This is a genomic window from Haloarcula sp. CGMCC 1.2071 (genome assembly GCF_037078445.1).
Classification (GTDB): domain Archaea; phylum Halobacteriota; class Halobacteria; order Halobacteriales; family Haloarculaceae; genus Haloarcula; species Haloarcula amylolytica.
In genome coordinates, this window is sequence record NZ_JAYMGY010000010.1 from 82,416 (window position 1) to 102,223 (window position 19,808).

Below are 19,808 nucleotides of genomic sequence, written 5' to 3' on the forward strand. Positions count from 1 at the left end.
TGAAATATCGATGATAGACCATGTCAGATGAAGATGTCCAACTCGAAGCACGGCTCGAAGAACAGGAGGTTTTCGAGCCCCCGGAGTCGTTCGTCGAGCAGGCGAACGTCACGGACGAGGGTATCTACGAGGAGTTTACCGAGAACTGGCCGGAGTGCTGGGAGGGGGCCGCCGACCTGCTCGACTGGGAGGAGGATTACGATCAGGTACTCGACGACTCGAACCCGCCGTTCTACGAGTGGTTCACGGACGGGAAACTAAACGCCTCGGCGAACTGTCTGGACCGCCATTTGGAGGAGCGCGGCGACGAAGCCGCTATCGAGTGGGTGGGTGAGCCGGTCGAGGAAGACAACATCACCTACACCTACGAAGAACTTCACCAGAAGGTCAACGAGTTCGCGGCCGGCCTGCGCGAGATGGGCGTCGGCGAGGACGACGTCGTGACGATGTACATGCCGATGATCCCGCAGCTGCCGATCGCCATGCTGGCCTGTGCCCGCATCGGCGCGCCACACTCCGTCGTGTTCGCCGGCTTCTCCGCGGACGCGCTCGCGACCCGGATGAACTCCGCCGACTCGGAGTATCTGGTCACCTGCGACGGCTACTACCGCCGCGGCGACCCGCTCGACCACCTCGACAAAGCCAACGAAGGACTCAGCGGCGTCGACCACGAAGTCGAACGCGCCATCGTCGCCGAGCGGCTGATGGACGGCGACAGCTTCGACCACGACTACGCGGACAATCAGGTCGCCTTCGAAGACGTCGTCGCCGACAACGAGGGCGAGACAGTCGAGCCGGTCGACCGCGACGCCGAGGACATGCTGTTCCTCATGTACACCTCCGGGACCACCGGGAAGCCGAAGGGCGTCAAACACTCCACCGGCGGCTACCTCGCGTGGGCGGCCTGGACCTCCCAAGCGGTGCTCGACATCAAACCCGAGGACACGTACTTCTGTTCGGCCGACATCGGCTGGATTACCGGCCACTCCTACATCGTCTACGGCCCGCTCGCGCTCGGGACGACGACGATGATGTACGAGGGGACGCCGGACTACCCCGACAAGGACCGCCTCTGGGACATCGTCGAGGAGTACGAGGCCGACCAGCTCTACACCGCGCCGACGGCCATCCGCGCGTTCATGAAGTGGGGCAAGCAGTACCCCGAGCAGCACGACCTCTCCAGCCTGCGCCTGCTGGGCACGGTCGGCGAGCCGATCAACCCCCGCGCCTGGAAGTGGTACTACAAGCACATCGGCAACGAGGAGTGTCCCGTCGTCGACACCTGGTGGCAGACCGAGACCGGCGGCATGATGATAACGACGCTGCCCGGAATCAAGGACATGAAACCCGGGTCGGCCGGGCCGCCGCTGCCGGGCAACGACGTCCGGATCGTCGACACCGAGGGCGAGGAGGTACAGCCCGGCCGCGCCGGCTACCTGACCGTCGACAAGCCGTGGCCCGGCATGCTCCGGACGCTGTACAAGAACGACGAACGGTTCATCGACGAGTACTGGGCCGAGTACTCAGACACCGACAGCGACGACTCCGACGACTGGGTGTACTTCCCCGAGGACGGGGCGAAAATCGACGACGACGGGTACATCACCGTGCTGGGACGGGTCGACGACGTGATCAACGTCTCCGGCCACCGCCTCGGGACGATGGAGATCGAGAGCGCTATCGTCGGCGTTGAGGGTGTCGCGGAGGCTGCCGTCGTCGGTGGCGACCACGACATCAAGGGCGAAGCGGTGTACGCCTACGTCATCACCGAGGACGGCTACGAAGAGGACGAAGAACTCCGCAGTGCGATCATCGACGGCGTCGAGGACGCTATCGGGCCGATTGCCCGACCGGAAGCCGTCATCTTCACGCCCGAACTGCCGAAGACCCGCTCCGGGAAGATCATGCGCCGCCTGCTAGAAGACATCGCCAACGGCGAGGAACTGGGCGATACGAGCACGCTGCGAAACCCTGACGTCGTCAGTGATATCGAGACAAAAGTCCAGGGTGACTGAGCCGTAGCGGCGAACAGCACCACGAATTTTCAACCTATCAACCCATGTCAAGAGACACGCCTTCGGACCGAGAAGAGTCAACTATCCAACCAGATGGCGGCACGGAGGCCGCCCACGAAGACATCGACTACCTCGACAGGGAGGTGAACCTGTTACGGCCGAGCACGCCGTTTATGCGCGACCACCTGAAGATCATCTGGAGCAGTTTCGTGCTCTGGGCGCTGGTCGTGTTCGGGCCGGTGACGATGACCGCTATCGCGCCGGAGATGATGACCGTGGGGACGCCCATATTCGGCTTCCCGCTGCACTACTTCCTCGTCTCCCTTGGCGCGCCGACGGGTGCGCTCATCCTTGCAGTAGTGTACACGCGCTACCGGGACCGACTCGACCAGAAGTACGGGATCGGCCCCGACTCCGTCGAGAGCGCGGCGACCGAGGCTGGCGAAGCGACAGCCGCTGACGGGGGTGTCGAGCAGTGACGGTCCCGCTACAGGCGGAAGCGCTGGATATCTCATTCAAACTCGTCCCGGCGATCATCGTCTTCCTGATGATGGCCTCGTTCCTCGTTATCGGCTACGTGTTCAAGGTGGCCGACACCGAGGGGATGTGGGTGGCCGGCCGCGGCATCGGGAACATCGAGAACGGGATGGCCATCGGCGCGAACTGGATGTCCGCCGCCTCGTACCTCGGACTGGCCGGGCTGGTCGCGCTCTCGGGCTTCTACGGCCTGGCGTTCATCGTCGGCTGGACGACCGGCTACTTCATCCTGCTCATCTTCCTGGCCGCGCAGATGCGGCGGTTCGGGAAGTACACCGCGCCGGACTTCGTCGGCGACCGGTTCAACTCGCCGACTGCCCGGGCGCTGGCCGCGTTCACCACGCTGCTCATCGCGTACGTCTACTCCGTCGGCCAGGCCCGCGGCATGGGGCTGGTCGGTCAGTACGTCTTCGGCCTCGACATCATCCCGATGATCGTCGTGATGATGACCATTACCGTCGGCTACCTCGCGCTCTCGGGGATGCTGGGCGCGACGAAGAACATGGCCGTTCAGTACACGATCCTCATCGTCGCGTTCCTCGCGGGCGTGTACGTGGTCGGCTTCTCGCAGGGCTATTCTACGGTGCTCCCGCAGATCGAGTACGGCGCGCTGATCGCCGACCTCGGCCGCGAGTTCTCCGCACCGTTCGTGAACCAGCCGTTCTACCTCTGGATCGCGACGGCGTTCTCGCTCATCGTCGGGACCTGCGGCCTCCCGCACGTCCTCGTCCGGTTCTACACGGTCAGAAGCGAGCGCGTCGCCCGCTGGTCCTGCGTGTGGGGGCTGTTCTTCATCCTCCTGCTGTACTGGGCGTCGCCCGCGATGGCGGCCTTCGGCGTCGACCTCTTCCAGGCGACGACCGGCGCGAGCGCCTACGCCGCAGAAGGCGGCATGTCCGGCGCTGAGGGTGACGTGATCGTCGTCCTCGCCGCGCAGTTCGCGAACCTCCCGACGTGGTTCGTCGGCCTCGTCGCGGCCGGTGCGATGGCCGCCGCTATCGCGACGACTGCCGGGCTGTTCATCACGGCCTCCTCAGCGGTCGCACACGACATCTACACCGAACTGATCAACCCCGACGCGACCCAGCGCCAGCAGGTGCTCATCGGTCGCGGGACGATCATCGGCATGGGCGCGCTGGTGACGGTGACCGCGTTCAACCCACCGGCGCTCATCGGCGAACTGGTCGCCTACGCGTTCTCGCTGGCCGGCGTCGTGCTGTTCCCGATGTTCTTCCTCGGCCTCTGGTGGGAGAACACGAACCGTCAGGGCGCACTGGCCGGGATGGTGCTCGGCCTGCTCATCTGGATCACCTCGATCATCAACAGCGTCCTGCCGAACTACATCGGCGCGCTCGGAGCGGCCGCCGGAGAGAGCGGCGCGATCGTCCCGATATACGCCCAGTACGTCCCGCCCATCGGCGCTGCGCTGATCGGGACGCCGGTCGTGTTCATCGTCACCATCGCCGTCTCGCTGGCGACGCCCGAGCCGCCCCTGGAGACGAAGCAGATGGTTCGACAGTGTCACAGCCCCGAACCGATGGGGCAACAGGAGACCGCCGCAGACGTCGTCGGCGACAAGACCAGCGGCGGCACCCCCGCAGACGACTAAACCCATGTACGACAACATTCTCGTTCCGACTGACGGCAGCGAAACCGCGGAAAACGCGGTCGACCAGGCAGTCGACATCGCCTCGAAGTACGGCGCAACGGTCCACGCGCTGTACGTCGTCGACGTCGACGCCACCAGCTACTCGCTGGGGACAGAGCAGGTCGACCGCATCCGCCAGGGGAACCTGGAGGAGATGACCGACATAAAGGAAGACGCCGACGAAGCCACCGGCTACGTCCGCGACCGCGCCGCCGAACACGGCGTCGAAGTGGAAGAGCACATCACCGCCGGCGAGCCCGCGCGCGCGATCCGGAAGTTCGTCGAGGACAACGACATCGACCTCGTCGTGATGGGGTCCCACGGCCGCTCGGGGCTGAAACGCGTCATCCTCGGCAGCGTCACGGAGAAAGTGCTCCGCCGGACGCGACTGCCAGTGCTCGTCGTCGACGTCCACGGCGAGACGGACGTTGAAGACTGACAGTACCATGGCACTGAATCGACTCCAATCGCTGCGGACCACGCGAGGCCGCCGATGAGCGTCGTCGACACCCTCCGCAACCACGTCCGCGACCACAAGCGAGGGATGTTCGTCGACCTCGTGTTCGCTATCGCCTGGGTGACTGCCGTGAGCGTCATCTTCGACCTGCTGTCGGCTCCGCAGTGGGTCTACTACCTGACGCTCGCCGGCGGCGTCGTCGCGTACTACGGTTTCTTCTGGTCGCTTGAGCTGGCGATGGAACAGCAGTAGGTCGGGCTCCGTTTGTCACGGTGGCGACGGATTCAGAGCCAGTTCACGAGGCCTTTGTGAAATATACACATATAGTGGCTGAATCACCGCCGTACCCGGGTCATCCAAGCACCCCTCTATTCTCAAGGCCGTCGAATTTCGCTCTCGCCGGTACTAATAAGACCATGTAGATGCATTGACTCTTTCGACGGCAGCAGACGCTGTGGAGTTCAGCAATGATATACGAAAGTTCGACGGGAGAGTACTACAGTGGTCTCGACATCTGGATGCGCTTCGAGTCGGGGTTCTGGGAACCACACGATTGGAGTCAAGCGACTGGACAGGAGTGGGTACAGACCGAGGCGGGTGACGTCCTCACCCTGACGCCGGTCCCGGAGTCCGACCTTCCGGATGGAGTATCGGTGACAGAGGCTGAAGACGTCGAATACCTGGGTGAGTGAAAACGGCAAGACCGGGGCAGGCCACGGGTCCGTCTGGACTGCCTGTGCCACAGCAAGACCGGCAGGGAAACCGCCACTGCGGGTCACATTACCGTACCGCTCGTTCAGAGGGGCGTAGCGCCTCTCTACTGCTCACGGGTCGCTAACGCTCCCCGTTCGCTATTCGAGACCCCTCGCTTCGCTCGGGCTCTCGCTACTCACGGCATCGCCGTTCGTTCGTGGCGCGTAGCGCCACGCCGCTCACGAGTCACTGCGTTCCTCGTTCGCTATCCGAGGGCCCTCCCTCCGGTCGGCCCCTCGCTATTTCTCACTCATTGCCTCACTCGCCATATTCCGCCCCTGCGCGTTCAACGCGACCTCGGTCCGAACCCGGACCTCGTCAACCGCCCCAATATCAAGCAGTTTCTGATAGATTTCCTCGACTTCGTCGGGCGTCGTTCCGACGAAATCGGACATCTCGAACGGTGAGACACCGGAGTACAGCGCCATCAACACCTGGCTCTCCATCTCCGAGAGTTCGTAATCGTCCTCGCGGTCCTCGATAACGCGGGTGAACAGCGTCTTCAGTGCCCGCGTGTGGTGGTCCATCCCCGAGATGTGGGTCTCGACGCTACGGTCCTGGTCGTCAGTGTGTTCGACCTCGATGACCTCCCGCTCCTGGCCCATCACGGTACTGGTCCCGGTTTCGATGGTTCCGACGTCCTCGATTTCGAATGACATGCTCTTGCCGCCGGGAAACTGGAGGCGGATGATGTCATCGTCCAGTTGAAACCGTGCCTTGCTCCACTCGGCGTCCTCCTGAACGACGCCGCCGACGACCGCCTGCTGTCGAGCGAGGATGACCTCGCCCTGTAGCGTGGCGCGGACGTACTCCGTCTCGAAGTCGTCCAGGTTCGGCGTGTCGACGAGCAGAACGTTGTTGCCGACCTCCAGCGCGGTTGCGCCGCCGGTCCCGCCGTCGGGGACCAGATCGTCGGGGTTCGACGGGAGGGTGATGTTGGAGTGGGGAATGGGCTGTTTCGAGCCGTTCGTCGCCAGAATGAGTCGCTTGTTGGTGACGATGAGTCGACAGGAGCGCCACTTCGGGTCGGTCACCGTGTCGCCATCGCGGACGACGTACTGGAAGTCCCCCGATGTGTCGACTAGTTTGCGTTCGTCACCACTCATGGCCGCTGGTACTACAGATTTGATGCCAAGGGATAAATAACTTCCATCGTCGCCAGCACGGCACTGGTCGATACCACCCGGTCTGTGTCGGCCCGGAAACCGTTCACTGCCGGCAAATCGGGCGAAACTCGGCTGAACTCGGCCTGACTATCTGCCGGCTCCTTTACCCTGGGGCGGCTGTCGAACAGTGTATGCACGATCCACAGCAGTCAGGAACGACGTCTCGGCGCGACTATCTGAAAGCCGCCGGTGGCCTCGCGGCAGCGAGCACGGTCGGTCTCGCCGGCTGTTCCGGGAGCGGCACCGAAACAGGCACGCTCGCGACACAGGTGACCGACCAGCCGGGCGACATCGCTGATTTCGAATCGTGTCTCATCACGATGGCCGGTATCTGGGTAAAGCTAGTCTCAGAGGAGGACACAGCGACCGAGGAATCGACGACAGCGGACACGAGCGACGCCCGCGAGTACCACGAGTTCGACGAGGCCCAGGAAGCCGACCTGGTCCAGCTCCAGGACGGCAACACCTCGCTCATCGACGAGACCGAACTCGACGTTGACACCTACGAGTTCCTCCAGCTCGACGTGACCGGCGTCGATGGGACGCTCGCAGAAGGCGGTGACGCGACAGTTGACACGCCCGGCGACGCGCCGCTGCAGTTCACCCAGGAGTACGAGATCCGCGCGGACACCCGTACCGTGTTCACGGCCGATTTCACGCCGGTCAAGCGCGGCCGGACCGACCAGTACATTCTCCAACCGGTCGCCAGCGGCACCGAAGTCGAGTACGAGGAGTAGGCCGCCCTCTGGTCGCTACAGCGCGACGAGCAGCCCGCCGACGACGCCCAGCCCGCCGAACACCGTACAGACCGCCCAGAACGGGACCTGCCGCACGAGGCGGACCAGCGCGTCGACGGTGAGGTAGCCGACGACGGCGCTCACGACGAGCGCGACGACGGCCGGCAGCGGGTCGATTGCGGGGACGCCGTCGTCGACGAGGACCAGCGCGTTCGCGGCGAGCGCAGCTGGAATCGACAGCAGAAACGAAAGTCGAAGCGACGACTCGCCCTCGTGGCCCCGGAGCAGCAGGGCACTCACCGTCGTCCCGGATCGGGAGACACCGGGAAGGATAGCCAGGCCCTGCAACACCCCGACGAGGACGGCGTCGATCCAGTCCGGAACCTCGCGCTCGCCCAGCGACAGCGCCGCGGCGAACCGCTGGAGCAGGCCAGTGATGACGAGCAGGCCGCCGACCAGCGCCAGAAAGAGTCCACCCTCAAGATTTGAGACAGCCGCGTCGAGCACCAGATACGCGGGAAGACCAGTGACGGCGGTCGCCGCCGTCGCGATGACGATAAACGAGAGGTCCGCCGTCTCGTCGGCGAACGGACGGCGGGAGAGTTCCCGGATCGAATGCAGGATGGTTCGAACTTCAGTGCGGTAGTAGGCCGTCGCCGCGACTGCCGTCCCGGCGTGGAGAAAGAGCGCGAGGCGGGTCGCGGCGGCCGGGGAGACGCCAGTGGCCACCGTCGAGGCGAGCGCGACGCCGCCCTCGCTGGAAACCGGAATCCACTCCAGCACCCCTTGCAGCAAGCCCAGCAGAATAGCGACGAGAATCGGGTTCATACCCACGGAGCGGACGCCGCGGGACAAAGGCCGTTCGGTTCGGGCCGTCGACGTGGCAGTATATATAGCGCTGGTGTCCAAACGGGGGTATGCAACTGGGAAGCGGGGTGGTAGACCTGCTGTCGGGGCTGCCGGCCTGGCAAGGGTTTGTGGTGCTCGTCGGCAGCGGAGTCGCGCTCGCGCTGGTCATCCGCGTCCTCGGAGACCGACTTCTCAGGCGGGTCACACCCCACATCGAGGGCGACGTCGACGACATCGTCTTCCGTGGAATCCACACCGCCGTGTACGTCACAGTCGGCCTCGGCGGCGCGTACGCGGGTGCACAGATTTACGACGTTCGCCCAGCCGTCGCTGTCTCGCTAGAAGCCGGGACGCTCTCGCTGGTCGTCATCGTCTGGATGGTGATTCTGCTGCGTATCGGCCGCCAGGCGTCAGCCCTCGCGACGGATTCGGCGTACATCGACCGCCAGATGGTTCCCATCCTCCAGAACGTCTGGAGCGCGCTCATCTCCGGCGGCGGCGTCCTCCTCCTACTGGTCCTCTGGGACATCGACGTGACGCCACTGCTTGCCTCGGCGGGGATTATGGGCATCATTGTCGGGCTGGCGGCCCGAGACACGCTGGCGAACTTCTTCGGCTCGCTGTCGCTGTATCTCGACGGGACGTACGCGGTCGGCGATTTCGTCGTGCTGGAAACCGGCGAACGCGGCCGCGTCGAGGACATCTCCGTGCGCTCGACGGTCATCCGCACCCGCGACGACATCCTCGTTACTGTGCCGAACTCGAAGCTCAACAACGCCGCCATCGTCAACGAGTCGACGCCGAGACGGAAGCGCCGGATCCGCGTCCCCGTCGGTGTCGCCTACGGGACAGATATCGACCACGTCGAGGAGATTCTCCTTGAACTGGCTGAAGCCGAGGATCTCGTCCAAGACCGCCCGAATCCGCGGGTCCGCTTCCGGGAGTTCGGCGACTCCGCGCTGAACTTCGAACTGCTGTGCTGGGTCAGCAACCCGGCTCTGACAGCCCGCGCGACACACGAACTCAACAGCGCGATTTACAAGCGATTCCGGGCTGAGGACATCGAGATCCCGTTTCCCCAGCGGTCCATCTCCATCTCGGCCGAGGAGGTTCCGGGCGAACTGTTCGACCAAGCGCAGCCGAAGGGCAAAGACACAGACGACGGTGGCGTAACCGGGGAGTGAGCGCGAACACGGTCGCAGCCTGACTGATGCGGGTAACCGAGAGGTCGAAACGCAGTTACGGTGGCGACGCGTCGGCTCAGGCAATGAGCATACTGGAGGACGCCCGTGCGGCGCTTGCGACCGGGCCGCTGTGTGATTCCTGTCTCGGCCGACTCTTCGCCGACCGGAGTTTCGGGCTGGCCAACGCCGAACGGGGCCACGCCCTGCGGGTGACGGTTGCGCTCGCAGACGACGACCCCTTCGAGGCGGGCGAGGACTGCTGGGTCTGTGAAAACGAATGCGACCGCTTCGACTGGTGGGCCGAACAGGCCGCGAGCGCCGTCCGCGGCTACGACTTTGACACATACCAGGTCGGAACGAAAGTGCCGCCGCTACTCGAAGAGAACGACGAACTGCTCCGGGAAGACATCGGGCTAGACCCCGACGCCGGCGAAGCGCTGAAGACCGAACTCAACCGCGAGGTCGGCAAACGGATCGGCGACCTGACCGGCGCGGAGGTCGAGTTCGGCCGTCCGGCGGTCCAGCTTACGCTCGACCTCGCAACGGACGAGGTAGAAACGCACGTCAACTCGGCGTTCGTCTACGGCCGCTACCGCAAGCTCGAGCGCGATATTCCACAGACGAAGTGGCCCTGCAACGACTGCAACGGGACCGGGCTGTGGCAGGGCGAGCCCTGCGACGGCTGTGGCGGTAGCGGCTACCGCTACGACGAGAGCGTCGAGCAACTGTCCGCGCCTGTCGTCCGCGAGGCGATGGACGGCGAGGAGGCCGTGTTCCACGGTGCCGGCCGCGAGGACGTCGACGCCCGAATGCTCGATTCGGGCCGCCCGTTCGTCATCGAGGTAATGGAACCACGCAAGCGTGACGTGGACGCCGACGAACTCGAAGCCGACATCAACGCCTTCGCCGACGGGAAGGTCGAAGTGACGGACCTCCACCTGGCGACCCACGAGATGGTCGAGCGCGTCAAGGAACTGGACGCCTCCAAGACCTACCGGATGGACGTGGAGTTCGGGGCACCGGTCGACGCCGACGCACTGCAGGACGCACTGGCGGAACTAGACGGGACGACCATCCAGCAGGAGACGCCCCAGCGGGTCACCCACCGACGCGCCGATATCACCCGGACGCGGACGGTGTACGACGCCGAGGGCGAGCTGACCGACGACCGTCACGCCGAACTCCGCATCCACGGCGAGGGCGGCCTGTACGTGAAGGAACTCGTCTCCAGCGACGAGGGCCGCACGGAGCCGAGCCTGGCTGGCCTGCTCGACACCGACGCCGTGGTGACGGCGCTCGACGTAATCGACGTGCAGGGCGAGGACGAGCCGTTCGCGAAAGACGAGTTCCTCAAGGAGTAGCGCGCCGGGCCGCCGTCCAACCGGAAGCTGTTTTTGCGGTGGCATCCAGGGGACAGCCATGCGATTCGGCGTCGACGAGGCCGGGAAGGGACCGGTCCTAGGGTCGATGTTCGCCGCCGCCATCCGGGCCGACCCGGCGGCCCTGCCCGATGGTGTCGGCGACTCGAAGGACATCAGGCCGGAGCGCCGCGAGCGACTAGCTGGCGAGATACGCGAGTCGGCCGACGCCGTCGGTGTCGCCGAGATTCCGGTCGAACGCATCGACGCCGACGGGACAGACATGAACACGCTGACCGTCGACGCGCAGGCAGAGGCTCTATCGGTAGTAGCCCGTGACGGCCTGCCGGGCACGGTCGACGCCGGCGACACCGACGCGGCGCGGTTCGGTCGCCGGGTCGCGGACGCGGTCAACGCCGACGTGACGGTGACTGCGGAACACGGCGCAGACGAGACGGACCCACTGGTCGGTGCCGCCTCGATTGTCGCGAAGGTCGCCCGCGACGCACACGTCGCGGACCTGGCCGAGGAGTACGGCGACGTGGGGTCGGGCTACCCCAGCGACCCGACGACGCGGGCGTTCCTGGCGGACTACGTCGACCGCCACGGCGAGCTACCGGCGTGTGCTCGCCGCTCGTGGTCGACGTGTGACGACGTGCTGGCGGCGGCAGAACAGGCGTCGCTGGGCGACTTTTGAACGGGAACAGTTCGACAGCGAACTTGGAGTGCGTGAACCCGGCCAGTACTGCGTAACAGGCAGAAAGCGGGAGCCGCTCAGTCCTCGTCCAGCACGAGGTGGCGGAGGATGTCACCGTATGCCGGCCGCGTCACGAGCACGCCGATGAGGACGCCCACGATGGTAATGATGGCGAACCCGGAGAGGTCGCCGAGTGGCAGGACCATCAGCGGACTCATCGCCATGATAGTCGTCGCCGCGGCCGCGCCGATGACCCAGAACGCCTTGCGGAAGCGGCTCTGGAACACGCGTCCGGTCTCGACTTCCCCTTGCTGGAGGATCTCGTCGGCGATGATGATGAGGTCGTCCACCCCCGTACCGATGACTGCGATGAAGCCGGCCAGATGCGAGAGGTTCAGCGGATACTGGACGAAGGCGACGAACCCGAGGAGGATGAACACCTCCGACAGCGCCGTGACGACCATCGGGACGACAACCTCAACCCGTTTGTATCGCACGTAGACCACGAGACTGACTGCGAGGACAGCCAGCAAACCGGTCAACAGCGAATTCTGCTTGAACCGCTCGGCAAGCGCCGGGTCGAGTGACGAGCCGGAGTCTTCAGAGAGGTCGAGCGGTGCCGGAAGCTGTCCGGCCCGGAGGTTCAGTTCGATTTCACTGGCCGTTTCAGCGGGGTTGTCCGAGCTTCCAGTTTGCATTACGTACACAGGGTCGTTAGCGAACTCGCCACTGGCGAAGCTCTCGCCGAGGCCCGGCGTCACGCCCCGGGCTGTGACAACCTCTCCGTTTAACGTATGGACCAAGCAGCCAGGTTCATCGTTTGCAAGTGCAGGGTCGGCCGACCCACCGGCGGTCGTTTGCTGAATATCCGAATGGTTGTAGTTTCCACACGGGGCCCCGTCACCGAACCCGGCATCGACCATTCGCTGTGAGAACTCGTCGGCGGCATCCGAGCTGACTGTGATGTACACAGCCCAACCGACGCCTTCCCTGTCCGCAGCCGAGATATCACTCATCTGGGAGCGCTTGAGCACTTCCTCGCGGACGAAGGACCCGTTTTCACCGCCGGGATACACGGCGTATATTTTGACGGTCCCGCGCTCGTTCAGCAGGTCGACGAGCTCTTCTCGGTCCCGATCTGGGGCGGTAATACTGACGAAGTGTTGGCCACCGGGAACGTTGACAACCTGGACTGACGCACCGCTGAGCGCTGAGGTCCGGAGTTTCTCGTCAACGGCTTCGACCATCTCTTGGCGCGTTTCCGGCGTCACGCCGTCACGTACGGTGGTCGGCTGATACCCGTTGTTCTCGAGTGCCGTTCGGAGTTCTTGATGCGTGACGTCTTTTGTAACGACCTCGACAGCCCCCGCGCTTCGCTCAGAGGTGACAGGTCGGACCCGGACGTCTATTGTGTCGAGGTCGAGTTCGTCGGCCACTGTTTGCTCAAGTTGAGATGAATCCGCCTGCGTCACGTTGACGTTCTCGGCAGTGATGCCGACGATAGGGGCGCGAAGGCGGGTTCCACCGCTGAGCTGAATACCGTAGTTAAGATTTGTCAACTGTTCGGATTCACTCGCTGCAGGACCGGACTCGTCGGCCGGTCCATCAGCACTCGTTCCCGGCGGAACTCCGGGAACGAACAGTGCGATGGCACTGGTCAGGAGAAGCACGACCAGTAAAACGACTCGCCAATTGTCTCGAAGGGTACTCATCGGTTTACCCCCTCGTACTTGTACCAGCGAAGTAGCGTAACGTTGAGCAAGTACGTATTCATCAGGTCAGCCGTCAGTCCAAGTACCAGTATCAAGCCGATGTCGGCCATCAGGCCAATCCCGAATAGTGTCGCTGCGACCGCCATCACTGTCATCGCTGCAATAGAGGTCAGCGTCATCGTCACACCGGTTCGCATCGCACGGTACGTCGATTCGTAAAACCCGCCTGAACGTCTGAGAACATGGTTATTCAACAGAATATCCGAGTCGACAGAGTACCCGATCAGCATGAGAAGCGCTGCGACGATTCCCAGTGAAAGCTTGATTCCAAGGAGGTTCATTATCGCGAGCGGAATCATGATATCGGAAAACGCCGAGATAACAATGGCGATACTCGGGACGAATGTGCGGAAGAAGGCGAACGCGAGCAGGCTCATTCCAACGAACGCAACTCCGACACCGATGACTGCGAGACGCTGGTTTTGCCCGCCAAACAGCGGCGATGTCGTTCCGCTCCCCAACAGTGTCAGTTCCTCCGCCGACTGGGCAGCGGACCGAACCGAAGACACGTTGGCCGAATTGTCGAACGTGACGACGTATTGATTCTCGTAGGTGGATTCCGAAGTCGTCGTGATACCCTGCACCGAAACAACCGGCTCGTCGAATGTGGCTTCGATTTCTTCGTTTGTGAGCGTCGCGTTTGTCCCTATCGTTAATTCCGTCCCGCCAGTAAAGTCGATGCCCCGGTCGACTGGTGCCCCGGTGACAGCCCACCAACCACCGATGACCGCGAGCGAGAGCGCAAGCACCACCAGCGGAACCGCCACCAGCTGGCGGTTCGAATACTGGGTGTAATCGACTTCCGGGACCTCGAACTCGAACATGACGGAACGGTGTGAGACGGGGGCGAATAAGCCTTCTCAATCACTGGCGCTGACATCCGCCGTGCCGTACATCTATGGCAGTTTATCACGTATATCCGGGTATGCCCGAAAGCGCAACCAGGGTCGAACTCTCCTACCCGGCGGACCTCAGCGGCTGGGGTCGCGACAAGATCGACGGCTCGCCGTTCCGCGCGTACCTCCGGAAGACACACGACACCGCCGCGCCGGGCGACGTGTGGACGGAGTTCGTCGGCGTCGGCTGCTGTGGCGACACGCTGGATTTCCCGCTTCAGATCGAATCCGTCGAGGGTGGGTCCGCGGTGACCGAAGACACCGCGTTCGTCTACACCGAGCGGGAGGCCTGCGGAATCGCCGGCGGCTGGCAGGTTCAGAGCGCCGCCGGACCGACCGAATAGGAAACTGGAGCAGACGAGAGAACGCGTCAGTCCGGCAGGTAGCGCACGCTGACGACGCCCTCTGCCGTCCGAACCTCGACGCGGTCGACGCCGAGCCTGGCCGCCCGCGAGAGGGTGGTTTCGTCCTCGACGACATCCGCCGCAGCCTCGTCCGTCTCGTCGTCCGGGACCGTCAGGACGTGAACCTCACCCTCGCCGGCGCGTTCGACCGTCGTTAGCTCGCCGGGGGCCTGTTCCGCCGCGATTTCGGTCGTCTGTGCCGTCGGCGCGAGGTCGACCCTCTCGACGGGAATGCGTCGCCGCTCGGCGACTTCGGTGACGGTGTACGTGACCTCCATGGGCGGCTCCGGTTCGACTGTCCCCTCCACTACCTCGCCGGCCTCGACACCGGGATTGTCCGACAGTGTCAGTACCTGCGAGTCCGCGACGTTCCGAAGCGTCGCCGACGCGTCGTCGGCGTTCGTGACCAGAAATGTCCCTTCAATCGCTGTCATAGACACAGATTCGTGTCGGGCGTTCTTGCCCGTTTCGACCCGGGGACGGTGTGTCGTATCGCTTCGGAGGAGTGGGTGCTGTGGGCCGGCGGCGCTACTTCAGCAGCCGGTGGGTCAGATAGATCACCAGCGTCGCGAGCAGCGGCGGGGCCAGGCCCGCAAGCGGCGGCAGCGAGTAGAAGAAGCCGACGACGGCGCTCTGTGTCGGCTCGCGGAGCTCCGCCGGGGCGGAGGTCAAGAGCGCGAGGTATATCGACCCGATGAACAGGAACGCCGAGAGCGCGAGGGCGCGGTCGTAGGCGACCGAGGACGCGGTCCGTCGGTGACGGCGCGCGACGGAGAGCACTGGGGCCAGCAGCGGCGCGACCAGCAACAGTCCGATGAACAGGAAGAAGCTCCGCGAGAAGGTGAACGTGCCGCCGCGGACGCTCCCGGTCTCGGCGAGTTGCGTAATCAGGCCGAACGAGAACACGAGGGCGATTGCCACGGACAGCAACAACGCGACCGGAACGTAGGCTTTGAACAGCAGCGAGTCGCTGGCCCGGAACGCGTAGGGAAACGCCCCGGGGAGCCCGTTGTACGGTTCGGGCCGGTCATCGTCGGCGTCGGCTGTGACGGACTGCTCTGCCGTCGCGTCTGTCATACCTGTGGGTTAGGCGAGCGCGTGGTTAAGCGCGGTGTTGTCCGACCAGCGGTGACACCGGAGCCACGTCTGCGGCCTGCCATGCGTCCGGGAGTTGTTTGTACCCGCCCGCCGACACCCCCAATATGCACGTCGATATCGGAGCCGCGCTTGCCAGTGCCGCTGACCCGGGAGTCGAGCGAGCGACGCTTGACGGCCTGGACGAGCGAGTGGCCGCGGCCCACGACCGGATCGAGCAGGGACGGGACGACGACGAGTTCGGCTACGCGTCGCTGAACCTCCCAGAGACAACCGACGCCGCGGCCATCCGCGACGCCGTCGCGCCCGTCGCCGACGCCGAATCGGTCATCACCGTCGGGATCGGTGGCTCCGCGCTGGGGGCAAAAACCATCACAGAGGCGCTGGCAGAGGACCCGGGCAGCCACGTCGTACTGGACAACGTCGACCCGGAGCACGTCCGGCGGACGCTCGACGACCTTGCGCTCGCCGACGCAGCCATCAACGTCGTCTCCCGTTCGGGGACGACGGCGGAGACGCTGGCGAACTTCCTCGTCGTCCGCAAGGCCTACGAGGACCGCGGCGTCGACTGGACCGAGCGCATCGTCGTGACCACGGGCGAGTCCGGCCCGCTCCGGGCGCTCGCCGACCAGCACGACCTGCCGACGCTGCCGGTGCCCGAGGGCGTCCCCGGGCGTTTCAGTGCCCTCTCGGCGGTCGGGCTCGTCCCGCCGGCGATTCTCGGTATCGACATCGAGGGGCTGATTGCCGGCGGCCAGACAGCGGCCAACGACCTCGCGCCGTCGCTGTACGACTCGCCGGCCTATGCCTACGGCGCGATGGCCTACGCACTCGAAGAAGAGGGCGCGACGGTCAACGCCGTCATGCCCTACGCCGAGCGCCTGGAGTCCTTCGGCGAGTGGTTCGCACAGCTCTGGGCCGAGAGCTTGGGCAAGGACGGGCGGGGCCAGACACCGGCGCGTGCACTGGGCGCGACCGACCAGCACTCCCAGCTCCAGCTGTACCGCGCCGGCCACCGCGACAAGGTCGTCACGTTCGTCCGGCCGCGCGAACGCGCCGACGTGGCGATTCCCGATCCGGACCACGAGGACCTGTCGTATCTCGCCGGCACCGACCTCGGCGGCCTCATCGACGCCGAGTACGAGGCGACGGTGGCGAGCCTGCCGGCGGCCGACCGGCCGGCGCTGGAAGTGGAGATCGACCGTCTCGACGCCGAGAGCGTCGGCGAACTGCTGTACGCGATGGAGGCGGCCTGCGTCCTCGTCGGCGAACTCGCGGAGGTTGAGACGTTCACCCAGCCTGCCGTCGAGTGGGGCAAGAACGCCACGCGAGCGCTCATCCGCGGCGAAGCGACGGAGGAGACGGCGGTCATCGACGAGCGCGAGCGGCTGCGGATCGGTGAAACGGAGTCCCTTTAGGCCGGCGCAACGGACTGCCGATAATGGACGACACTGCCGCGAACTGGGGTGTTCTCGCCGCTGGCCTCGGTCTCGTCGTACTCGTCGCCACGGAAACCGGCGTCGTTGGCTGGATGACACCGGCGACGACGGTCGGCCCGGTCACCGCCCGCCAGGTCGCCGCCGCTGGGTTCGTCATCGCCGCGCTCGCTTTCTCACTTGTCCGTCACGGCGCACTCGACCGCCGACAGGCGGGCCTGGGCGCGACAGGCGCGAGCACCGTCGCAACGCTCGCGACGCTCGTCGCCTTCTTCGGGCCGGAGTTCCGTCCCGGCGTCGAGGCGACTGTCGGAATCGCCGTGTATCTCACGGTGCTGGCCGGCGGCGTGACGGTTGCGCTGGGCTGGGCGCTGGCGACCGGCGTATCGAACGACCGATTGTACACGGTCGCCAGAGCGCTCTCGGTCGCGACGGGGATCGGACTGGCCGGCTTCCTCGTGGGCACGCTGTTCGCCCAGTTCGTCGTCCTCGGGGCCGCGGCCGCAGGGCTTGTCAGCGCCGCAGCGCTCAACGGCGGGACTGTCACCGGCCCAGTGTACATCACGCTCACTATCGGTATCGGCGTCGGCTTCGTCGGTTTCGGGGCAGCCGTCGCCAACCGGTTAGACCGGACCTGGGCCGACCTCGACCTGCGTCGACCCGGACTCCGCGACGTTGGCTATGGCGTCGGCGGCGTCGTCGTCCTCATGGTCGCGCTCTTCAGTTTCAGCTACCTCATCCAGGCGCTCGGGCTCGAAGCGGCCCGGAGCAGCGTCGAGGAACTGGCCCGCGAGGACCCCTCGTTCCTGCTCGTGATGGTCCCATTGGCGTTTCTCACTATCGCGCCGAGCGAGGAGTTCATCTACCGAAACATCATCCAGAAGTACCTCTACGACGATTTCAGTGATCTGCAGGCGATTATACTCACGAGCGCCGTCTTCGGCGTCGTCCACTTCGGGCAGTACAGTACTGGGACGCCGACACAGACCGTCCTCTCGCTGTTACTGGTGTTCGTCCTGTCGACGCTGCTGGGCCTGAGCTATCTCAAGACCGAGAACCTGCTCGTCCCCATCTTTATTCACGGGGCGTTCAATGCCATCCAGTTTCTCACATTGTACATCGAGATTACAGGAAATCCGGCAGTTTGAGGCGTCTGACTGCTGTCTGACGGGTGTTTATGCGAACTACCGTTGTAGGCGATGGCATGACTCGGCGGTTCACCATCGTCTGTGATGACGACCAAGCGCGGATCATCGAAACGCTTGCGCGGCGCTACGGCATCACAGAGGAGGAAGTGCTTTCGCAGTTGGTCGAGCTCGGACTCGAAGCCCGGGACGAACAAACCGTCTAAGCCGGGTTCTTCCGCGATAGCGAGCTGCCACAGATGGGACAGCGGTCGCGGTTCTCGTCGAACTCACGGCCGCAGCCGGCACACTGGAACAGCCACTCCCGCTGTTCGGAAATCCCTTCACGGGCGATGACTTCGACCGCCACGTCGAGTTTCTCCGCGACGTTCTGCATCGCGTAGTCGTCGGTGACGAGTCGGCTGTCGAGTTCGAACGCGGCCGCGATCAGCCGGATGTCGGTTTCCGAGAGTTCCGCGAGGTCACCGGTCTCGCTGGCGGCGCGTTCGATGCGCTCGACCGTGTTGTCCTCGGGGATGTGAAGGTGCATTCCCGAGCCTTCGAGGGCGTCGAAGCGATAGGCGGCCTCGTCCTCCAGTTCCTCTCTGACAAGCGGAATCGTCGCTATCTGCTCGTCAGTATGATACTCGTTGATAAATGCCGAGGAGTCAAGAACGTACATCTAGCGTTTGACGATCATATGGTCTTTCACCGCCTTGACCCGCTCAACTGGGACAAGCAGGCGGCCCTGGTCACTGTACTCGAAGTTCGTGTTGCGGAGCGACTCCGCAGGGTCGATGACGAGATTGTGCAGCGCGCCCGAGGAAAAGTCCATCGTGATGTTGTAGAGACTGCCGATCTCCGCGCCGTCAGTCCCCATCACGTCTTTCCCCGACAGGTTTTCTGCGAGTATTGCAGCCATACCCCCTTGTTCCGAACGAGGTTACATAAACGCCACGGGGATGTCCGACAGGTGAGCTGCGATGTGGACCGATGGATACCGGTATCGGCGGCCATGGTGCCGTCTTCGACCTTCCGACGCGCCCCGGAACATCTACAGCGAGCCACAACCCTATGCGAGAGGCGGCCGACGGGTACGCATGGACAGTAACAGGCGTCAGTTTCTCGGGGGCCTCGCGGCCGCCGTCATCGGGGCCGTGGCAGGCTGTAGTAGCGGCGGCGACGGAACACCGTCACCGACAGCCACCGCCACACAAGCGCCGACTCGAACCGCGACGGCAACTGAAACGGCGACACCGACGCCGACTGAGTCGCCGACACCGACTGCCACGGCCGCCCCGACCGAGACAGCGACGCCCACGCCGACCGGAACGCCGGTGGACGCCGACCAGGAGGTCGCCGTCGCGCCGGGAAGCTTCAGTTTCGACCCGGAAACCTTCGAGGTCCCCGTCGGTAGCACCGTGCTGTGGGTCTGGAAGGCCGGCGGCCACAACGTCAAGCCGACCGCGACGCCGGAAGACAGCGACTGGTCGGGGACGCCCGGCGACGATGGGACGACGTACAGTTCGGGCTACGAGTACGCCTACACGTTCGAGGTCTCCGGCGAGTACGAGTACCACTGCGTCCCCCACCAGAGCGTCGGCATGACAGGATCGTTCACTGTAACCGAGTGACGCCCGCTTAGCCCCACGTTCGGTCGCGCGCGTCTGATGACGACGA

At 64.6% G+C, this 19,808-nt stretch carries 23 protein-coding genes; 15 read left to right on the forward strand and 8 right to left on the reverse strand.

Annotated features, from left to right (window positions below; translation table 11 throughout):
- Positions 1-20: 20 nt before the first annotated feature.
- The 6 genes from acs to VI234_RS16565 all read left to right on the forward strand — a co-directional run bounded on the left by acs (position 21) and on the right by VI234_RS16565 (position 5,349).
- Positions 21-2,015 carry an acetate--CoA ligase gene (gene acs, locus VI234_RS16540; RefSeq protein ID WP_336330626.1) on the forward strand — a complete coding sequence of 665 codons (1,995 nt, stop codon included), beginning with the start codon at positions 21-23 and terminating at the stop codon, positions 2,013-2,015.
- Positions 2,016-2,059: 44 nt separating this feature from the next.
- Positions 2,060-2,494, forward strand: a complete 435-nt coding sequence (locus VI234_RS16545; RefSeq protein WP_336330627.1) for a DUF4212 domain-containing protein — start codon at positions 2,060-2,062, stop codon at positions 2,492-2,494.
- A complete protein-coding gene (locus VI234_RS16550; protein WP_008311007.1) occupies positions 2,491-4,161 on the forward strand; it encodes a sodium:solute symporter family transporter in 1,671 nt (556 codons plus the stop codon). The genes VI234_RS16545 and VI234_RS16550 overlap by 4 nt, the downstream gene beginning before the upstream one ends.
- A 4-nt stretch (positions 4,162-4,165) precedes the next feature.
- Positions 4,166-4,639 carry a universal stress protein gene (locus VI234_RS16555; protein WP_008311009.1) on the forward strand — a complete coding sequence of 158 codons (474 nt, stop codon included), beginning with the start codon at positions 4,166-4,168 and terminating at the stop codon, positions 4,637-4,639.
- A gap of 54 nt (positions 4,640-4,693) precedes the next feature.
- Positions 4,694-4,909, forward strand: coding sequence for a hypothetical protein (locus VI234_RS16560; RefSeq protein WP_008311011.1), 216 nt, complete (start codon positions 4,694-4,696; stop codon positions 4,907-4,909).
- A 215-nt stretch (positions 4,910-5,124) separates the two neighbouring features.
- Positions 5,125-5,349 (forward strand): hypothetical protein, encoded by a 225-nt coding sequence (locus tag VI234_RS16565; RefSeq protein WP_008311012.1) that lies wholly within the window; start codon positions 5,125-5,127, stop codon positions 5,347-5,349.
- 300 nt (positions 5,350-5,649) lie between these two features.
- On the opposite strand, the gene VI234_RS16570 is transcribed toward VI234_RS16565, so the two are convergent.
- Positions 5,650-6,516: a CheF family chemotaxis protein gene (locus tag VI234_RS16570; protein WP_008311015.1), complete on the reverse strand. Its 867-nt coding sequence runs from the start codon at positions 6,514-6,516 to the stop codon at positions 5,650-5,652.
- Positions 6,517-6,707: 191 nt separating this feature from the next.
- Here VI234_RS16570 and VI234_RS16575 point away from each other — a divergent pair, with 191 nt between their 5' ends.
- Positions 6,708-7,313, forward strand: coding sequence for a DUF4382 domain-containing protein (locus VI234_RS16575; protein WP_336330628.1), 606 nt, complete (start codon positions 6,708-6,710; stop codon positions 7,311-7,313).
- Positions 7,314-7,328: 15 nt separating this feature from the next.
- Here the strand turns inward: VI234_RS16575 and VI234_RS16580 are convergent, their stop codons facing one another.
- Positions 7,329-8,141, reverse strand: coding sequence for an undecaprenyl-diphosphate phosphatase (locus VI234_RS16580; RefSeq protein ID WP_336330629.1), 813 nt, complete (start codon positions 8,139-8,141; stop codon positions 7,329-7,331).
- 89 nt (positions 8,142-8,230) lie between these two features.
- On the opposite strand from VI234_RS16580, the gene VI234_RS16585 reads away from it, so the two are divergent.
- From VI234_RS16585 to rnhB, 3 genes are all read left to right on the forward strand, one after another.
- Positions 8,231-9,346 carry a mechanosensitive ion channel family protein gene (locus VI234_RS16585; protein WP_336330630.1) on the forward strand — a complete coding sequence of 372 codons (1,116 nt, stop codon included), beginning with the start codon at positions 8,231-8,233 and terminating at the stop codon, positions 9,344-9,346.
- A gap of 83 nt (positions 9,347-9,429) precedes the next feature.
- Positions 9,430-10,707 carry a tRNA pseudouridine(54/55) synthase Pus10 gene (locus tag VI234_RS16590; RefSeq protein WP_336330631.1) on the forward strand — a complete coding sequence of 426 codons (1,278 nt, stop codon included), beginning with the start codon at positions 9,430-9,432 and terminating at the stop codon, positions 10,705-10,707.
- Positions 10,708-10,765: 58 nt separating this feature from the next.
- Entirely contained in the window at positions 10,766-11,401 is a 636-nt protein-coding gene (gene rnhB / locus VI234_RS16595) for a ribonuclease HII (RefSeq protein ID WP_336330632.1), read from the forward strand.
- A 77-nt stretch (positions 11,402-11,478) separates the two neighbouring features.
- Here the strand turns inward: rnhB and VI234_RS16600 are convergent, their stop codons facing one another.
- Both VI234_RS16600 and secF read right to left on the reverse strand, forming a co-directional pair.
- Positions 11,479-13,113: a preprotein translocase subunit SecD gene (locus VI234_RS16600; protein WP_049942971.1), complete on the reverse strand. Its 1,635-nt coding sequence runs from the start codon at positions 13,111-13,113 to the stop codon at positions 11,479-11,481.
- The gene (gene secF, locus VI234_RS16605) at positions 13,110-13,997 is read right to left on the reverse strand and encodes a protein translocase subunit SecF (RefSeq protein WP_008311027.1); all 888 of its coding nucleotides are present in this window, start codon (positions 13,995-13,997) and stop codon (positions 13,110-13,112) included. Before secF ends, VI234_RS16600 begins: the two co-directional genes overlap by 4 nt.
- 101 nt (positions 13,998-14,098) lie before the next feature.
- Here secF and VI234_RS16610 point away from each other — a divergent pair, with 101 nt between their 5' ends.
- Positions 14,099-14,413, forward strand: coding sequence for a hypothetical protein (locus tag VI234_RS16610; RefSeq protein WP_008311028.1), 315 nt, complete (start codon positions 14,099-14,101; stop codon positions 14,411-14,413).
- A gap of 26 nt (positions 14,414-14,439) precedes the next feature.
- Here the strand turns inward: VI234_RS16610 and VI234_RS16615 are convergent, their stop codons facing one another.
- Complete coding sequence (locus VI234_RS16615; RefSeq protein WP_008311030.1) at positions 14,440-14,907, reverse strand: DUF5812 family protein; 468 nt, start codon at positions 14,905-14,907, stop codon at positions 14,440-14,442.
- A 94-nt stretch (positions 14,908-15,001) separates the two neighbouring features.
- Complete coding sequence (locus VI234_RS16620; RefSeq protein WP_336330633.1) at positions 15,002-15,550, reverse strand: hypothetical protein; 549 nt, start codon at positions 15,548-15,550, stop codon at positions 15,002-15,004.
- Positions 15,551-15,675: 125 nt separating this feature from the next.
- Between VI234_RS16620 and VI234_RS16625 the strand changes: the two genes are divergently transcribed.
- From VI234_RS16625 to VI234_RS16635, 3 genes are read left to right on the forward strand one after another with little or no spacing between them, the layout of a single operon-like run.
- Positions 15,676-16,986 (forward strand): glucose-6-phosphate isomerase, encoded by a 1,311-nt coding sequence (locus VI234_RS16625; protein WP_336330634.1) that lies wholly within the window; start codon positions 15,676-15,678, stop codon positions 16,984-16,986.
- 23 nt (positions 16,987-17,009) lie between these two features.
- Positions 17,010-18,152, forward strand: coding sequence for a CPBP family intramembrane glutamic endopeptidase (locus VI234_RS16630; protein WP_336330635.1), 1,143 nt, complete (start codon positions 17,010-17,012; stop codon positions 18,150-18,152).
- A 56-nt stretch (positions 18,153-18,208) separates the two neighbouring features.
- Positions 18,209-18,355, forward strand: coding sequence for a CopG family transcriptional regulator (locus tag VI234_RS16635; RefSeq protein ID WP_008311035.1), 147 nt, complete (start codon positions 18,209-18,211; stop codon positions 18,353-18,355).
- On the opposite strand, the gene VI234_RS16640 is transcribed toward VI234_RS16635, so the two are convergent.
- Positions 18,352-18,810, reverse strand: a complete 459-nt coding sequence (locus VI234_RS16640; RefSeq protein WP_004518436.1) for an NOB1 family endonuclease — start codon at positions 18,808-18,810, stop codon at positions 18,352-18,354. The two genes, VI234_RS16635 and VI234_RS16640, sit on opposite strands and share 4 nt — an antisense overlap.
- Complete coding sequence (locus VI234_RS16645; RefSeq protein ID WP_004518435.1) at positions 18,811-19,050, reverse strand: PRC-barrel domain-containing protein; 240 nt, start codon at positions 19,048-19,050, stop codon at positions 18,811-18,813. It lies immediately after the preceding gene.
- A gap of 178 nt (positions 19,051-19,228) precedes the next feature.
- Between VI234_RS16645 and VI234_RS16650 the strand changes: the two genes are divergently transcribed.
- Positions 19,229-19,762, forward strand: coding sequence for a plastocyanin/azurin family copper-binding protein (locus VI234_RS16650; RefSeq protein ID WP_336330636.1), 534 nt, complete (start codon positions 19,229-19,231; stop codon positions 19,760-19,762).
- Positions 19,763-19,808: the final 46 nt, after the last annotated feature.

What these genes read in the sequence shown, in the direction of transcription:
- acs (WP_336330626.1), top strand. Translation starts at nt 21, where the DNA reads ATGTCAGATGAAGATGTCCAACTCGAAGCACGGCTCGAAGAACAGGAG.
- VI234_RS16545 (WP_336330627.1), top strand. Translation starts at nt 2,060, where the DNA reads ATGTCAAGAGACACGCCTTCGGACCGAGAAGAGTCAACTATCCAACCA.
- VI234_RS16555 (WP_008311009.1), top strand. Translation starts at nt 4,166, where the DNA reads ATGTACGACAACATTCTCGTTCCGACTGACGGCAGCGAAACCGCGGAA.
- VI234_RS16560 (WP_008311011.1), top strand. Translation starts at nt 4,694, where the DNA reads ATGAGCGTCGTCGACACCCTCCGCAACCACGTCCGCGACCACAAGCGA.
- VI234_RS16565 (WP_008311012.1), top strand. Translation starts at nt 5,125, where the DNA reads ATGATATACGAAAGTTCGACGGGAGAGTACTACAGTGGTCTCGACATC.
- VI234_RS16570 (WP_008311015.1), bottom strand. Translation starts at nt 6,516, where the DNA reads ATGAGTGGTGACGAACGCAAACTAGTCGACACATCGGGGGACTTCCAG.
- VI234_RS16575 (WP_336330628.1), top strand. Translation starts at nt 6,708, where the DNA reads ATGCACGATCCACAGCAGTCAGGAACGACGTCTCGGCGCGACTATCTG.
- VI234_RS16580 (WP_336330629.1), bottom strand. Translation starts at nt 8,141, where the DNA reads ATGAACCCGATTCTCGTCGCTATTCTGCTGGGCTTGCTGCAAGGGGTG.
- VI234_RS16585 (WP_336330630.1), top strand. Translation starts at nt 8,231, where the DNA reads ATGCAACTGGGAAGCGGGGTGGTAGACCTGCTGTCGGGGCTGCCGGCC.
- VI234_RS16590 (WP_336330631.1), top strand. Translation starts at nt 9,430, where the DNA reads ATGAGCATACTGGAGGACGCCCGTGCGGCGCTTGCGACCGGGCCGCTG.
- rnhB (WP_336330632.1), top strand. Translation starts at nt 10,766, where the DNA reads ATGCGATTCGGCGTCGACGAGGCCGGGAAGGGACCGGTCCTAGGGTCG.
- VI234_RS16600 (WP_049942971.1), bottom strand. Translation starts at nt 13,113, where the DNA reads ATGAGTACCCTTCGAGACAATTGGCGAGTCGTTTTACTGGTCGTGCTT.
- secF (WP_008311027.1), bottom strand. Translation starts at nt 13,997, where the DNA reads ATGTTCGAGTTCGAGGTCCCGGAAGTCGATTACACCCAGTATTCGAAC.
- VI234_RS16610 (WP_008311028.1), top strand. Translation starts at nt 14,099, where the DNA reads ATGCCCGAAAGCGCAACCAGGGTCGAACTCTCCTACCCGGCGGACCTC.
- VI234_RS16615 (WP_008311030.1), bottom strand. Translation starts at nt 14,907, where the DNA reads ATGACAGCGATTGAAGGGACATTTCTGGTCACGAACGCCGACGACGCG.
- VI234_RS16620 (WP_336330633.1), bottom strand. Translation starts at nt 15,550, where the DNA reads ATGACAGACGCGACGGCAGAGCAGTCCGTCACAGCCGACGCCGACGAT.
- VI234_RS16625 (WP_336330634.1), top strand. Translation starts at nt 15,676, where the DNA reads ATGCACGTCGATATCGGAGCCGCGCTTGCCAGTGCCGCTGACCCGGGA.
- VI234_RS16630 (WP_336330635.1), top strand. Translation starts at nt 17,010, where the DNA reads ATGGACGACACTGCCGCGAACTGGGGTGTTCTCGCCGCTGGCCTCGGT.
- VI234_RS16635 (WP_008311035.1), top strand. Translation starts at nt 18,209, where the DNA reads ATGACTCGGCGGTTCACCATCGTCTGTGATGACGACCAAGCGCGGATC.
- VI234_RS16640 (WP_004518436.1), bottom strand. Translation starts at nt 18,810, where the DNA reads ATGTACGTTCTTGACTCCTCGGCATTTATCAACGAGTATCATACTGAC.
- VI234_RS16645 (WP_004518435.1), bottom strand. Translation starts at nt 19,050, where the DNA reads ATGGCTGCAATACTCGCAGAAAACCTGTCGGGGAAAGACGTGATGGGG.
- VI234_RS16650 (WP_336330636.1), top strand. Translation starts at nt 19,229, where the DNA reads ATGGACAGTAACAGGCGTCAGTTTCTCGGGGGCCTCGCGGCCGCCGTC.